General features: G+C 60.3%; 11 protein-coding genes and 1 tRNA gene. 1 reads left to right on the forward strand and 11 read right to left on the reverse strand.

Annotation, left to right across the window (positions count from 1 at the left end; translation table 11 throughout):
• The first annotated feature begins 5 nt into the window (after nucleotides 1-5).
• Nucleotides 6-641 carry a response regulator transcription factor gene (locus tag ACYQ0G_RS01200; RefSeq protein ID WP_460098442.1) on the forward strand — a complete coding sequence of 212 codons (636 nt, stop codon included), beginning with the start codon at nucleotides 6-8 and terminating at the stop codon, nucleotides 639-641.
• Here the strand turns inward: ACYQ0G_RS01200 and ACYQ0G_RS01205 are convergent.
• The 11 genes from ACYQ0G_RS01205 to yghU all read right to left on the reverse strand — a co-directional run bounded on the left by ACYQ0G_RS01205 (nucleotide 611) and on the right by yghU (nucleotide 15,569).
• A complete protein-coding gene (locus ACYQ0G_RS01205; protein ID WP_460098444.1) occupies nucleotides 611-3,976 on the reverse strand; it encodes a sensor histidine kinase in 3,366 nt (1,121 codons plus the stop codon). The two genes, ACYQ0G_RS01200 and ACYQ0G_RS01205, sit on opposite strands and share 31 nt — an antisense overlap.
• A gap of 102 nt (nucleotides 3,977-4,078) precedes the next feature.
• Nucleotides 4,079-5,854 (reverse strand): sodium:solute symporter family protein, encoded by a 1,776-nt coding sequence (locus tag ACYQ0G_RS01210; RefSeq protein WP_460098446.1) that lies wholly within the window; start codon nucleotides 5,852-5,854, stop codon nucleotides 4,079-4,081.
• An 11-nt stretch (nucleotides 5,855-5,865) separates the two neighbouring features.
• Complete coding sequence (locus ACYQ0G_RS01215) at nucleotides 5,866-6,144, reverse strand: DUF4212 domain-containing protein (RefSeq protein WP_460098447.1); 279 nt, start codon at nucleotides 6,142-6,144, stop codon at nucleotides 5,866-5,868.
• An 843-nt stretch (nucleotides 6,145-6,987) separates the two neighbouring features.
• A complete protein-coding gene (locus tag ACYQ0G_RS01220) occupies nucleotides 6,988-8,277 on the reverse strand; it encodes a PepSY-associated TM helix domain-containing protein (protein ID WP_460098448.1) in 1,290 nt (429 codons plus the stop codon).
• On the reverse strand, nucleotides 8,274-8,843 hold the full coding sequence (locus ACYQ0G_RS01225; protein ID WP_460098450.1) for a hypothetical protein: 570 nt from the start codon (nucleotides 8,841-8,843) through the stop codon (nucleotides 8,274-8,276). The genes ACYQ0G_RS01220 and ACYQ0G_RS01225 overlap by 4 nt, the downstream gene beginning before the upstream one ends.
• A gap of 2 nt (nucleotides 8,844-8,845) precedes the next feature.
• Nucleotides 8,846-10,954 (reverse strand): TonB-dependent siderophore receptor, encoded by a 2,109-nt coding sequence (locus tag ACYQ0G_RS01230; RefSeq protein WP_460098451.1) that lies wholly within the window; start codon nucleotides 10,952-10,954, stop codon nucleotides 8,846-8,848.
• Nucleotides 10,955-11,189: 235 nt separating this feature from the next.
• On the reverse strand, nucleotides 11,190-12,848 hold the full coding sequence (locus tag ACYQ0G_RS01235; RefSeq protein ID WP_460098452.1) for an acyl-CoA dehydrogenase family protein: 1,659 nt from the start codon (nucleotides 12,846-12,848) through the stop codon (nucleotides 11,190-11,192).
• Nucleotides 12,845-13,657: an HTD2 family dehydratase gene (locus ACYQ0G_RS01240; protein WP_460098454.1), complete on the reverse strand. Its 813-nt coding sequence runs from the start codon at nucleotides 13,655-13,657 to the stop codon at nucleotides 12,845-12,847. The genes ACYQ0G_RS01235 and ACYQ0G_RS01240 overlap by 4 nt, the downstream gene beginning before the upstream one ends.
• A gap of 3 nt (nucleotides 13,658-13,660) precedes the next feature.
• Nucleotides 13,661-14,446 carry an enoyl-CoA hydratase-related protein gene (locus ACYQ0G_RS01245; protein ID WP_460098455.1) on the reverse strand — a complete coding sequence of 262 codons (786 nt, stop codon included), beginning with the start codon at nucleotides 14,444-14,446 and terminating at the stop codon, nucleotides 13,661-13,663.
• A gap of 146 nt (nucleotides 14,447-14,592) precedes the next feature.
• Nucleotides 14,593-14,667: transfer RNA gene (locus tag ACYQ0G_RS01250), tRNA-Gln, on the reverse strand.
• Nucleotides 14,668-14,717: 50 nt separating this feature from the next.
• Entirely contained in the window at nucleotides 14,718-15,569 is an 852-nt protein-coding gene (yghU, locus tag ACYQ0G_RS01255; protein ID WP_460098457.1) for a glutathione-dependent disulfide-bond oxidoreductase, read from the reverse strand.
• Nucleotides 15,570-15,612 lie beyond the last annotated feature (43 nt).

A 15,612-nucleotide genomic window follows, 5' to 3' on the forward strand; every position in this document is an offset into this window, starting at 1 on the left:
GTATCATGGCCGACCGCATCATCATCGCCGACGATCATCCGCTGTTCCGGGCGGCGCTGAATCACGCGGTAACCAAGGTCTGGCCGGAGGCGGAGATTGTTGAGGCGGCGAGCGCGGCCCAGGCGCGGCGCGAAGTGGAACAGGGCGCGGAAGCCCTGCTGCTGGACATCCACATGGAAGATTCCAACGGGCTCAGCGTGCTGATGGACTTCCGCCAGGATTTCCCGGCGCTGCCCGTCGCGATCGTCTCGGCAAGTGAGGAGCCGCGGGTCTATGACGCGGCCAGCCAATTGGGCGCAGCGGCGTTCATTCCCAAATCGGCCAGCCTCGAACTCATGCGGCAGGCGCTGGCCTGTGTGCGCGAAGGAGATGGCTGGTTTCCCGAGAGCGCGGGCGAGACCGACGATGATCTTGCACGGATAGCCAGCCTGACACCGGCCCAGCGTCTGATCCTGCGCCAGCTAAGCGAGGGTCTGCTCAACAAACAGATCGCCTATGCGCTCAGCATAAGCGAGGCGACTGTGAAGGCCCATATCACGGCCATTTTCCGCAAGCTGGGCGTGGTAAACCGCACGCAGGCGGTGTTATTGGCTGGCAAGCTTCAGGTCGCTCAGGACATGGCCGATCCCACTTCAGCCTGATCGCCGTCAGACCGACGTGCCACACAATCTGAAATGAGCGCCCTCAAGGCTGCCGGAGAGGAGGGCTTCAAGAGCCGGTTGGCTCCCATGCGCGCTGCGGCTGCTTCGGTCTCCTCGCTCGCTTCAGCCGTGAGCAGGATCGCGGGTGGGCGGGTGCCCCAGGCAGCACACAGGACTTCGTATGCGCCGTCGCCGCGCTCTTCCTCGTCAAGGCGGAAGTCCATGATGACCGCTGCTGGGCAAGTGGGCGAAACCTTCAGTGCCTCGGCAGCACCGGCGGCCCCGCTGACTTTCAGACCCCATTTGCCAAGCAATGCAGCGGTCGCATTAAGAGCCGCGCGATCGTTGTCCACCACGAGGATGCGCGCGTCCGCGAGCGTCGGTGCTATGCGGCGCCGTTGTTCGGCCTCTGGTTGCGGGCCCCAGCGTAGCACCTCCAATCGGACAGAGAACTTGCTGCCCCGGTCCGGGTTCGACCGGGTCATGATCTCCACCCCGAGCAGCGCGGCAGTGCGTTTCACTATCGCGAGGCCAAGGCCCAATCCTTCGCGATCCGAAGTTCGCCCGCGCTTGAATTCCCCAAACAGGCGTTCGACGTCTTCCTCGGCGATGCCGGGGCCGGTATCGAAAACGCATAATTCGATATCTCTGCCGCGTCGTTTTACGCCCAACAACACGCCGCCGCTGCGGGTATAACGGATCGCGTTGCTCATCAGATTGCGGACTACGCTGGTCAGCAGAGCGCGGTCGGTGTGGATCCAAGCACGCGAATGGACGCGCCTCATCGTCAGGTTCTTCGCCTCTGCCTGCACCAGGAATTCGCGCATGATCTCATCGAAAATATCGTCCACCGCGACCGGCTCCGGCTTCGGTGAGATGCCACCTCCATCGAGCTTCGATATGTCAAGCAGAGCGCGGATCAGGCGATCGGCCGAAATTATCGATCCATCGAGATCCTTGAGCAGCGCTTCGAGCTGGTCGCGCCCCCGCACCTCCTCGGCCAGCGCGGATGCGAACAGCCTGGCAGCGTTGAGTGGCTGGATCAGGTCGTGGCTGGCAGCGGCAAGGAAACGGGTTTTGGACCGGGTGGCAGCCTCCAGCTTGGCATTTGCTTCGCTGAGCTGCTGCGTCCGTTCCGAGACTTTCTGCTCCAAAGCTTGCTCGGCCCGTCTGTCCGCTGTCACATCACTGTAGCTGGTCACATAGCCGCCCCCCGGGGCGGGGTTGCCGACGATGCGCATGATGCGTCCATCGTGCTGCTCGCGTTCCATCCGGTGTTTACGCCCGGCGCGCATATGCTCGAGCCGGCGGGCAATCTGGTCGTCGATCTCCTGCTGCGGTGCGCCACCTTGTTCCAGATTAAAGCGGATGAGATCGGCAATCGGAGTGCCAACGCTTGCCAGATCATCGGGTAGTTCGAACATCTCCTGATAGCGTGTATTCCATGCGACAAGGTTCATATCGGCATCGACCAGAGCCACGCCCTGATCGATATTCTCGATCGCAAGCTGCAGCAGATCGCCACTGAAGGACAGCCGGCGATTGGTTTCATCGAACATGGCAACGACCTGCTCCAGCGGCACGGGGTCGCCCTGTGACCAGCTGGAGATCAGCATGCGCGCCGAAGGTGTTCCGATCACGCCAGCGATGGTGCGTTCGGCCTTGGCCATGGTCTGCGCATCGGCCGGGTCACTGTCGCGATAGCCTGCGCCAAGAGTTTCTAACCCGCGGTTCTGACCCACGAACTGGGCGAGCAGCAGCCGGACATCGGCGATGCGTTTTGCAGTTGTGAAGGCAGACCGTGTTCCCGGTGCGGCCGTGCCCACGAATGCGGCGGCCTGAGCCGCGTCGACCAGTGTCTCCCGCCCCAGCGCGGACCCTGCCCAATAAGCCGCGCAATTCGCCCCCAGACTGATCAACACTCCGGAAACCAACGGGTCGGGGTGAATGAGGAAAACCGGCGACTGCCCACTTGCGGGCGGCAGGATCAGCAGGATCAGCCAGCAGGCGAATCCTGCCAGCAAACCGAATACCAAGCCGATCTTATTGCCCTGCCTCGAAATCATTCCGAGCACGAGACCGGGCGCAAACTGGGCCATTGCAGCAAAGGCCAGAGTGCCAAGTCCCGCAAGGTTCGCAGTGATACCGAAGCCGAGATAGAAGAGGTATGCGGCAAAAAGGAGCGCTGCGATGACGATCCTACGGACCAGCAACACGCGGGCTGCAAGGCGGGTGCGGTGGCCCGTGCCCAAAAGTTCGCGTCGGAAAACCAGGGGCGAGATCAGATCGTTGGTGATCATGGTGGAAAGTGCCACGCTGGCCACCACGATCATTCCGGTGGAGGCGGCAAAACCGCCGATGAAAACAAAAAGAGCGAGCCCTGCGAAACCCCGCTCCAGCGGCAGCGCAAGAACCATCATGTCGCCGGGTATGGATGCAGGCAGGACGTTGATACCCGCCAGGACGATAGGCACGATGACGAGTGAGGTGATCGCCAGATAGGCGGGAAAAATCCATTGCATCGGCGCGCTGGCATGATCGGTCTGCGCTTCGACGAAGCTCATGTGAAACTGGCGCGGGAGGCACAGTGCAGCGCATGCAGCGAGCAGGGTCAGAACTGCAAAACGCGCATCGAACTGGCTGGCGGAAAAGGGCGAAAGGGGAGGGGCCAGAACCTGTGGCCAGTCGGCGACAATGGCCATGGCAAAGCCGGCAACCGCAAGCAGTGCGAGCAGCTTGACCACCGATTCAACCGCAATGGAGAGCACCAGCCCGGCATTCTCGCCCGCCCGGTCTGCACGACGCGAACCAAACAGGATGGCGAAGAGGGCCATGCTGCCTGTGACCAGCAGCACCAGTTCTTCTGCGGTTACGCTCGCCTCGAGATCGGGGTCGAGCGCCAGCAGCGATGCGCCCACGGATTGCAATTGCAGCGCCATATAGGGCAGCGATCCGATGGTGGCGAAGATCGTGACCAGTGCGGCGACGATTCCGCTTTTCCCGTACCGAGCTGAAAGAAAATCGGCGATCGAGGTCGAATGCTGCGCTGCGGCCTGGGCAAGTATCCGCCGGACAAGTCCGAAGCCGAAGGTGAAGACGAGGATCGGCCCCAGATAGATCGGCAAATAATGCCACCCCGAGCTCGCTGCTGAACCGACACCGCCGAAGAAAGTCCAGCTCGTGCAATAGACTGCCAAGCTGAGCCCATAAATCCAGTCCCGCTTCTTCGTGGACATGGCCCGTCCCCAACCGGCAAGCCGGTCCTGCCGCGCGGCGATCCAGAACAGTAGTGCCAGATAAAGCGTCGCCGCGGCGATCGCAGCTCCGAACAGCATGGACCTCTCCTCCGCCTGTCAGACTATCGCAACCGGCGGCGCATGCAAGAACGGGCGGTACCTTGCGGCACCGCCCGTTCACTGTGTTAGCGCACGCAAGCGTTAATGGACGTGGGCTTCACCCGCCCCGCGTGGCACGCGGATGGAGTCCACCAGGGCGCGGATTTCGACGGGCGGCTTTGCTGTTACTCTCGACACCGCGATGGCGACGGCGAAGTTCAGCACCATGCCGATTACCCCGATGCCTTCGGGTGAAATGCCGAACAGCCAGTTCTCCGCTACATTCGCGGCCGGGTTCGCCAGCTTGAAGTAGAAGATATAGCCGAAGGTGAAGGCAAGGCCCGTCACCATTCCTGCTATGGCGCCCTCCTTGTTCATCCGCATGGAGAAGATGCCCATGAAGATGGCGGGGAAAAGGCTAGATGCGGCAAGGCCGAATGCGAAGGCCACCACTTGGGCGACCCAGCCCGGAGGGTAGATGCCCAGATAGCCTGCCACCACGATCGCTGCCGTTGCCGCGATCCGCGCCGCCATCAACTCCCCATTTTCGGAAATGTCGGGCTTGAAGGTCGATTTGAGCAGATCGTGGCTCACCGAGCTGGATATGACGAGTAACAGCCCCGCAGCCGTCGACAGAGCCGCCGCCAAGCCTCCTGCTGCCACCAGCGCGATTACCCAGCCGGGAAGGTTGCCGATTTCCGGATTGGCAAGGACCATGATGTCATTGTCGACATAGACCTCGTTTTCGCTATCCACACCCGGAGCATTGGTGACCACGCGCTCGCCCGATGGTCCGGTGCCTTCACCGTATGCAGGCGCTCCTTCGAACGCGGTTCCGCTGCGATATTGCATCACACCGTCGCCATTCTTGTCCTGAAAGGCGATGAGATCGTTGCGTTCCCAGTTCTTGAACCAGTCGGGCGCTTCGGAATAGCTCGTCTCGTTCACCGTATCGACGAAGTTGAGCCGGGCGAATGCTCCGACGGCGGGAGCCGTGGTGTAGAGCAGCGCAATGAAAACAAGCGCCCAGCCAGCCGACTTGCGTGCGTCGGAGGCCTTGGGAACGGTGAAGAAACGCACGATCACATGCGGCAATCCGGCTGTCCCGACCATCAGCGCCAGAGTGATGCAGAAGACGTCGATCATACTCTTCGATCCGTCCGTATATTCCGTGAAACCGAGATCCGTGAGCACCAGGTTGAGCTTCTGCAGCACGTATAGCCCTGAACCGTCGTTGACCTGGCTGCCAAGGCCGAACTGCGGAATGGGATTGCCGGTGATCATGAAGCTCAGGAAGAATGCTGGCACCATATAGGCGAAGATCAGCACGCAGTATTGTGCGACCTGGGTGTAGGTAATGCCCTTCATCCCGCCCAGAACTGCATAGATGAAGACAATGCCCATGCCGATGACAACGCCGGTGGTTATATCGACATCGAGGAACCTGGAAAACACGATACCCACCCCGCGCATCTGGCCGGCGATATAGGTGAAGCTAATAAAGATCAGGCATATGACCGCCACTACGCGGGCGGTCTTAGAATAGTATCGCGTGCCGATGAAGTCGGGGACGGTGAACTGGCCGAACTTGCGCAGGTAGGGGGCAAGCAACAGCGCCAGCATGACATATCCGCCGGTCCAGCCCATCAGATAGACCGAACCATCATAGCCGAGAAAGGCGATCAGACCGGCCATCGAGATGAAGCTGGCCGCACTCATCCAGTCGGCCGCGGTGGCCATGCCGTTGACGATCGGATTGACGCCGCCTCCGGCTACATAGAATTCCTTGGTCGAACCTGCCCTGCTCCATAGGGCGATGCCGATATAAAGCGCGAAGCTGGCACCGACGAACAGGTAGATCAGAGTTTGCGTGTCCATTGTCTGCTCCCTCAATCGTCCAGGTCGTACTTGCGTTCGATCCGCCTCATCTTGACGACATAGTAGAAGATCAGCGCGATGAAGATGTAGATCGAGCCTTGCTGGGCGAACCAGAAACCCAAGGGGTATCCGCCCAGAGAGAACTGATCGAGAAAGTCACGAAAGAGGATTCCCGCCCCGAAGGAGCAGGCGAACCAGATCGCCATCAATGTGAGCAGCAGACGGATATTCTCACGCCAATAGGCGCCTTCTGCTTCACTCGTCTGGTGAGTGTCGTTTTCTTCTGACATCGCTTTCCCCCTCTTCCTTTGATATGCAAAGCTCCCAAGGATATGAGCCTTACCGAACAAGGTATGATGCCGAGTGATGAGCGGCGAGCGCGACATAAGTCTAATGCCGTCGCGAGAGATCTCCTCCGATGAGATTTGCGCTTTGCCTTTAGTTTTCGGCAAGATGCAACGCTACACTCATCCGCTTGAGATTATTGCGTTCTCACCTAGCCCGGGCCTTATTTCTCGCCTCGCCTTAAAGCGACTAGTCGGTCACCGGTAGCAACATGCGCTCTCGAAAGTTCTGCCGGCCCGCCCAACGCCCGAAGATCGTGGGGCGCTCGTCCCTCTTCCGCTATTCTTTCCTCAAACTACTAGGCTAGTCTACCAACATGGGGACGGCCTTAGGCGCCGAATGCTTGGAAAGCAGAGTATGGTAAGCGATCAGCACTGGCCGCTGCATTCCGAATATGAGATTATGATCGTGGCAGGCTCCCGTCATTAAGGGATACACCGAAAGCATGCTCAGACCGACCGCAAATCAGCGTGATTGCAAGCAATGCCAATGGTCTAATGGAGTAAGCCAACGCACTATGGCGGACTGGGACATTCGTCTCAGAACGCGTCGTAATCATTGCGAGCCAAATGATGCGCTTCCGTGTTGGCAAAGGCAATCAACATGCCGCTTCGCAGGAATCAACAATACCAAATTTCAGCTCTGCCGAGGCTAATCAATTTGTCTAGTTGAAGTTACTTTAGCGGTTATTAGAACTTACTCCGCCTAGACCGGCCATTGCCGATTTTCGTATAGATATCTATTTTGGGCGTGCGACCATTGCATGGCTGATTGTCTTGCCCTGGAAATTATGATCTGCTGCCCATTGCTGAAGCGTTGGCCGCGAGAAAACCCGAACCAACCAGCAGGCAGGTAGCCCAATAGATAGCAACAAATGCGGCCTCGTTTCCAATAATGAGGCGGGCGCCAAGGGTTGTGACCAGGCCTGCCGGTACGCCGATTACCAAGCCCCACCAACCAGCACGCAGCTTCGTGGATGGTAGGCCGCGCCGTTCGCGCTTGTTCAGCCATATGAACGTCCCCGTCGCGACGACGATCGACAGCGCGAGACCGAATGCGATGTAGGCGATTTTAACGATTAGGCCGCCGAAATTCCCAAAGTGCAGATTATAGACCGAAGCGGCTAATTGCTGTCCGATCTCCCCGTCTGCGAGGCCTGCGGTTCCCTGGAAGCGACCCGCTGAATCAAAGGCGTAGTATTCTCCGAAGATCAGGCGCTGAGAATGAAGGCCGACGATCTGTAGGTGCTGCCCAACCGTCCCGGGATCGTGGAGGATAATATACGACGGGCGGACTTCCGGAAACTCGCGCTCCATGTATTCGAGCGCGGGGACCAACTTCGCGGGTGGTGCAGCGTCAGCGTTTTCTGCAGGCTCGTCTCCGAATATCGGCGCTATCGCGGCTTCGCTGTCTCCCTCATATGCAGCCGATGCCAGGCCGCCCGCAGTGACATAAAATAGACCGATGACCGAACCGGTCAGAGCAATCGCCAAGGCGAACGGCAGTGTCCAGACTGCTAGCCTGTTATGCCAGTCGACGGTCGACACATCATCATTGCGACGCGCTCGGAGCCGAAAAGCATCGCGGAAGATGCGAGGATGAGCCAGAACACCGGAGACACTGAGCGCTACGATCATTGCCCCGAACGCTCCGACCAAAGTCATGCCGATCGTAGCAGGAAGATTAAGCCGATAGTGCAGGGCAAGGAGAAATTCGGACCACGCGTTCTGCTCGGGCGTGACGATCGATCCGTTCCGATCGACATGGAAAGCCTGCGTGTCCGTGGTCACGGTAGTGCGGGGGAGAGACGGAACGGGTAGATGAACATAAAGGTGGGTCGTATGGGACGAACCTTTTTCCGTACGGAGTACGTTCTCTACTGCGCGCTGCACGCTTGCGTGTTCTATGGTGCCCATTTCCGGGGCATTAGTTTGTTCGAGCCTCTGCCACTCCTCGTACAAGACTACCGCCGTTCCACTGACGCAGATCAGGTATAGCAGGGCACAGCAAATGAGGCCGAGGGCCGAATGTGCTGAGAGGCTTCGCTGGACCAAGTCAGTGTCGGCAGCCGTTTTCATACCACCGCTTCCTGGACCAGAACGAGCGGGAGGCAGGCGAGCGCGGGCGCTGAAAGCCAGGCAAATTGTCTCATACGCGACCTCATAGTGAGGACGGCGAAGGAGAGGAGGGGCCAGGCGAGCGGGACGAGGGCGAGCACCGTGACATTCGCATTGGCTTCAGAGCTGCCGGTGGCCGCCATGACGTCGCGCAGGGCCAGCGCGATCGCGAGGCTGGCGAGGAGAGAGAGCGGTCCGGCGAGAAGGAAGGTGGTGATCGCCTTGCCGGTGGATCGTCTGGCCACGGGCAGGCTGCGGGCCTTTGGAATAGATTTCCTGCGCTTTGCCAAGGGCTTGGCGGCATCGAGCAGGAGGAAGACTCCCGCTGTCGCCATGGCGCACAGGCCGGTGTTGGCGATACCCCATGCGCCCGAATGCGCCCCCGCCGCGAGCACGGCTAGAAGGATGACGCCCCAGCCGAGGCCGTTGAGCACCGTGGACCTTCCGGTCCGCCCCCACGATACGCGCAGGATCACGATACCGGTCACGGAAAGCGCGAGAGCGAACCAGATAAGCCCTTGATCCATAATCAGAACTTATACGCCAGCGAGCCATTGATGCTGCGCTTTTCGCCCGGGTAACAATCGCCCCGCACGAGGCAGACCGAGAAATATTCCTCATTCGTCACGTTACGGGCGGTCAGCCGCAGTTCGAACGGTCCGAAATCGTATCCGGCCGAAAGATCGCCGACCGTGTGCCCATCGACCCGGTAGGTCAGCAGGCTGCCGTCGACGGCGGACAGCCCGTTGCTCTCGTTCCCGCCGACATAGCGAACCCCGCCGCCAAGCGAGAACCCGTGCAGCGCACCGGTGAAATTGTAGAGCGCGAAGAGCGAGGCCTGCCAGTCGGCAATCGACGTCAGGCGATATCCGTCGGGATCTTCGGTATCGAGATAGCTGACATTGCCGTCCAGCCGCAGCCCGCCGACCAGCGCATTGGCTTCAAGCTCCACGCCGCGCACCTTCGAGACACCTTCCTGCTGGCTATCCCCGCCCACGAGCGAATTGGGATTGGGCAGGTTGGACACTTCGATATCGAAAGCGCTTACCGTAACCAGCGCGTTGACGCCGCGCGGCTGGTATTTGATGCCGACTTCATATTGCCGCCCTTCCTGGGGAAGCAGCTGTTCGTCGGTCAGCGTGTCGATGCCGACAACCGGCTGGAAGCTTTCCGCATAGCTGGCGTAGGGCGAGATGCCTGCAGGCCCGCGCCAGAGCACGCCGACGCTGAAGCTGGTGGCATCGTCTTCCTGGCGGCTGCCGTTTTCTACACGGTTGGTCACATTGTCGAAGCGCACGCCCGCATTGGCCACCAGATTGCCGAGGCTCATCTGGTTGGAGATGTAATAGCCGGTCGATTTTACGTAATTTTTCGAACCGTTAAGTTTGAGGGCTTCGACTGCTTCAACGGCAGGGACATTCAGATACTGCGGATCGAAGGCGTTCAGAGTGCCCAAATCTGCAAGATAGGCCGTGTCGGAATCGGTGAGGACGTCCTGATACTGGACGCCGGCCAGCAATTCATGCTCGATCGGGCCGGTGGTGAAATCGGCACGGGTGCGGACGTCGAAGGCCATCTGTTCGCTGCGATTGTCGGCCAGATAGAAAGTCCAGCCGCCATTACCCTCGGCATCGATGCGGGGAACGCCATTGCCGCGGAAGGAAATCCAGGCCTGCCGGTAATCGGCATGGGTATCGAGATAACGGGCCACGCCCTCCACCGAGAAGATGCTGTTGATCTGCTGCTCTGCGATCAGCGTCAGCGCCAGGCTTTCGGTATCATAGGCATTGAAGCCGGGTGCGCCGTGATAGCTGTATGGATCGATTTTCTCGCCGCTGGCGCTTTCCAGTAGCGTGCCGGTGACCGGCAGGAACTGGTGTGCCGTATCCGAATTCTGGTCGGAATAATTGGCGAGAATTGTGATCTCCGTGCCCGGCGCGGGGCGGGCGGTAAAGGCCGGTGCGATGACCAGCTTGTCATCCGTGACCCCTTCGATCTGCGTGTCCGAATCGCGCAGCAGGCCCACGAAACGGAACTGCGCACTGTCTTCGGCACCCGGTATGGCGATGTTGAAATCGGTGGCGATCTGCTTGCGGTCGAAGCTGCCGTAATCGACGCGGACTTCACCTTCGCTGGTTCCGTGGGGACGTTTGGTAACAACATTGATGATGCCGCCGGGCGAACCTGCGCCATAGAGGACGGAAGCGGGGCCTTTCAGCACTTCGACCTGCTCCAGCGTGTAGATGTCCTGGCGTGTGTTGTTGTAATAGCCGAACAGATACTGGAGATTGTCGCGATATTCGGGGGCATCGAGCCCGCGTACCTGGGCAAAATCGCCCCTGGTGGAAAAGCCGTAAGGCTCGGCAGTCACGCCTGCGGAATAGGTGAGGACATCGTCGAGCGATTGGGCGCCCTTTTCCTGAAAATCGCGCGCGGTTTCGATCGAGATCGAACGTGCGGTTTCCATGATCGGCGTATCGGATTTCGTCGCACCGAATTCGCTTAATGCGCCTGTGACGATGATGGTGGTTTCTTCGCGCTGGCCATCCGCGTCGCCGGTCTGCTCCGATTGCGCGAAAGCCGGAGCTGCGCTCAACAAAGCGATTTGCGCGGTGGTCGCCAAAAGCGAAAGCCTCATTTCAAAAATTCCCTGTTCCTTGACCCTGGAATGATCCGTCGTCTGCGAATCGATTGAGGGCCTGCTATTGAGAACAATTATCAATTGCAAGTCTTGTGGGGAATTTCGGGAAATGTTCGAAAGGTTAGGAATTGCTAATAATCAGGCGGAGATAAACGCCGCAGGCACGCGCCTGCGTTGCAGCACGCCAGCCGCCTAAATTCCTATCTGTCGTATAGCTTTCGTGTGTGCCTGTTCAGGCGGCTTGTGAGTCTTGACGTGAACTAAGCAGTCCGCGGGCGATTACTTGTGCCTGTATTTCTCCGGCGCCTTCGAAGATATTCAGAATACGCGCATCGCATAATACGCGGCTTATTTCGTATTCGAGCGCATAGCCGTTACCGCCATGTATCTGCAGCGCGTTGTCTGCGCTTGCCCATGCAACGCGCGCGCCGAGCAGCTTTGCCATTCCGGCTTCGATATCGCAGCGCTGCCCCCGATCCTTGTGGCGGGCGGCGGTCCAGGTAAGTTCGCGGGCAATCACCAGTTCGCAGGCCATCAGGGCAAGCTTGTCCGACACGCGCGGAAACGCCAGCAGCGGTTTGCCGAATTGCCTGCGCTCGGTCGCATAGGACAGGCCCAGATCGAAGGCGTTCCAGCCCACGCCCAGCGCCCGTGCGGCGGTCTGGATTCGCGCGCCTTCGAATGTGCGCATCAATTGTTTGAATCCTTGGCCTTGTGCGCCGCCGAGCAGGCCGTCCTCCGCCACTTCGAAGCCATCGAAGCCGAGCGTGTATTCCTTCATGCCGCGATAGCCGAGCACCTCGATCTCGTCACCGGCGATGCCTTCGTCGGGGAAGGGCGCGCTATCGCTGCCACGGGTCTTTTCCGCCAGCAGCATGGAAAGGCCCGCATATCCCGGGGCAGCCGGATCGGTGCGGCACAATATGGTCATCAGATCGGCGCGCGCTGCGTGGGTGATCCATGTCTTGGCCCCGTCGATGCGCCATGTCCCGGTGTCGGTCTGCCGCGCTCGGGTGCGGACCGATGCAAGATCGGAACCGGTATCGGGTTCGGTGAACACGGCCGTGGGCAGGATCGATCCTTCGGCGATACGCGGCAGGAATTTCGCCTTCTGTGCATCGGTCCCGTTCTGGCCGATCAATTCGCCCGCGATTTCGGACCTTGTGCCAAGTGACCCGGCACAGATCCAGCCGCGCGACAATTCTTCGGAAACCAGACACATGGCCAGCTTGCCGAGGCCAAGACCGCCATGCTCTTCCGGGATGCAGACGCCGAAGACGCCCAGTTCGGCCATTTCGCCGACCACATCCAGCGGGATCAGCGCATCCGCCAGATGCCAGCCATGCGCATGAGGCGCGATGCGTTCGCTGGCGAAGGTGCGAAACTGGTCGCGGATCATGTCGAGCGTGTCGTCACCCGTTCCCTCGTACGGGCGTTCTCCATCGGCCAGCCTGCGCGCGAGTTCCGCCCGGTTTTCCGGCGTGTTTCCGGTGCCGATGAAATGGCTGGCCGCATCGCCAGCAGCAAAAGCAAAGGCTTCCTGCTGCAAACCGTAATCGGACGGGCGCACGATCTCGCTCTGGCTCATCGCCACCCCGCCGAAAATCTGGGCGCAATATTCCCCCATGCCGATATCGAGGACGAGCCGTTCGATGTCGCCAAAGGCATCCGCCTGGCGCGCGCGGCCCGCCCAGTTGCACAAGGCGCCAAGCGCTTCAGCCTGCGTGGCGATCCATGCATAGCCGTGAAGCCGGTGCTGCTCGCGCTCGGCAAGCGCGGGATCGACTTTGCCGCCGGGCGAGACGATCGCGGCGAGGGTGTCGCGCACGAGGTTGCTGAATTTCGCGGCCGCCTCGGCAGCCGACCGGGCGAGGGGGAGACTATCGGTCACTTCAAGCCTGCCTTTGCTTCCATCGCCACCACGCCATCGCAGCGGATTGCCTGATAACCCGTCTCGCTTTTGCGCAGCCGGACCGGCTGGCCCAGGAACAGCGGGGCCATGGCGCGGAAGGAAAAGCTGGTGAGGGCAGCACCGCGCTGCGCAAGTGCGGCGAGTTTCGCTGCCGTGAAGGGGCCGTGGATGACCAGCGCGGGATAGCCTTCCACCCCTGTGGCATAGGGCATGTCGTAGTGGATCCGGTGGGCGTTTGCCGTCGCGGCGGAGAAGCGGAAGAGGTTTACCTCGTCGGGCTGCCAGTTTTCGCCCTGAGGGAGGGCCGCATCCGGCACCGGCATGGATATCCGATCGCCTGCCGCGCGGTAGACATAGGTCTGCACCTCGCGCACCCGGATTGCGCCGTCCTGTTCGAGCCGTTTCTCCACCTTGGCGAAGATCAGGTCGCCCGAACTGCCCAGCTTGTGCGACAGCGCGATTATCTCACTGGTCTGCCGCGCCTTCTCACCCAGGATGAGCGGCGCTGGAAATTCCATCTCGGCGGCGGCGAACATTCGCCTTGGCAAGCTGACATCGGACAGGAATTTCCCGCGCTTCGGATGACCGTCGGGACTGATTTCGCCATCCGCAGGGGAGGGCAGGAAGAACGCCCAATGAGCAAGCGGTGGGAGCGAGGATCGGCCGTCATGGCCGATCGCCTGCGCGTAACGGCGCAGCGGTGCGGGATGGAGGATGTCTTCTTCCACCAGCTTGCGGCCAACCGCCGCCTGCCATTCGGCAAGCTGCGCCGGGGTGACGCCTGCCACCGCTCAGGCGCCCTTGAACTCTGCCTTGCGTTTCTGGAGGAAGGCCATCGCGCCTTCGACCGCGTCCTCGGTACTGCCGGCCCGGCGCTGAGCCCTGGCTTCGGCTGCCAGCGTGGTGGTGAGATTGGTTTCCAACCCGTCGCGCAGCACCTGTTTCATCGCGCCCAGAGCCACGGTCGGCCCCTGCGCCAGCCGCCGGACGAGAGCGTCTGCCTCACTTGCGAGAGCGTCATCCTCGACGCATTTGTAGATCAGCCCGATCCGTTCGGCTTCCTCGCCGGAGATCTTCTCGCCCAGCATGATCATCCGCGTGGCCTGAGCCATGCCGACGAGGCGGGGGAGCATCCAGCTCGATCCACCATCGGGCACAAGGCCGATATTCGCGAACGCCTGCAGGAAATAGCCGCTCTTGCCGGCGAGCACGAAATCGGCCGCCAGCGCAATCGAGCAGCCGATCCCGGCAGCAGGACCCTGGACCACGGAGACGACGGGCACGGGCAGGCTGGCCAGCGCCTGGATCATCGGATTGTAATGCCGGGACAGCGAGCCGAAAGCTCGGTCCCCGCCGCTGACCGACATTTTCGAATTGCTCGCAAGATCGGCGCCCGAGCAGAATGCGCGGCCTTCCCCCTTGAGCAACACCGCACGGGCGCCGCCGAGATCGGTGATGGCCGCGAAAATCTCGTCCGCCATCTGCGGAGGGCAAGCGTTGAGCCGCTCGGGCCGGTCCAGCGTGATCGTGAGGATATCGCCTTCACGCTCGCTACGGATCATTTCGAAATCGCTCATCGCTGTCTCCCGCACAAATTTGGTTTGCGCTTCCTTGGGCAAAAGGGTCTGCGAATGCAACCGACTGCGATGCGGCTCTCGTGACTGGATACTATGCGCCTTGCCTCGATTTATCGAAGCAACCGCGAATTTAAAAATGTCGAGAGTGGCTGGGGTGGCAGGGATCGAACCTGCGAATGGCGATACCAAAAACCGCTGCCTTACCACTTGGCTACACCCCAGCAGGCGGACGCCCCTATAGCGCGCCTATCGTGAATGTGAAGGGTCGAATTTAAACCTTTTTACCTTCGAAATCAGCTGCCGAGTGTCGTTCGCGGAGCTGGGTGTCGTCATCACCCCAGACCTTGGTCACGATCCGGCCACGCTTTACGGCAGGACGCTCCCCAATTTGCCGCACCCAGCGCCCGACGTTTTCGTATTCGTCGATAGAGAGGAAAGTTTTGGCCTCATCGTAGATCGTCCCTTCGACGAAGGGAGCCATCCATGGCCATGCCGCGATATCGGCCACGGTATAGCCGCCACCCACCAAAAATTCGCTATCCTTCAGGCGTTGATCGGCGACATCGAACAGTCTCTTGGTTTCCATCGCATAGCGGTTGATCGGATATTCGTACTTCTCTGGCGCATAGGCATAGAAGTGGCCAAAGCCGCCTCCGATGAAGGGAGCGCTGCCAATCTGCCAAAACAGCCAACTCAGAGCTTCGGCACGTCTATGATCGGTAGGCAGGAAGGCGCCAAATTTCTCTGCCAGATGCATCAGGATCGCGCCGCTTTCAAAAATGCGGATGGGGTCGGCACCACTGCGGTCGAGAAGGGCGGGAATCTTGCTGTTAGGATTGATTGCCACGAAGCCCGAACCGAATTGTTCGCCCTCTCCGATGTTGATCGTGAAAGCATCGTACTCCGCACCGGCATGCCCTGCTTCTAGCAATTCTTCGAGCATGATGGTGGCCTTCACCCCGTTGGGCGTGGCGAGAGAATAGAGCTGAAAGTCATGTTTGCCCGTCGGCAGGGCCTTTTCTTCCCGGGCGCCAGCCGTCGGACGGTTTATATTGGCAAACTTTCCTCCGCTCACGGTGTCGGCGCTCCAGATTGCGGGCGGGGTATAAGTGGGGTCAGCCATGAATGATCTCCTTTTGAGGTGGCGCTATTTAGCTCAACCGTTC

This window comes from Qipengyuania triglochinis, assembly GCF_054655615.1.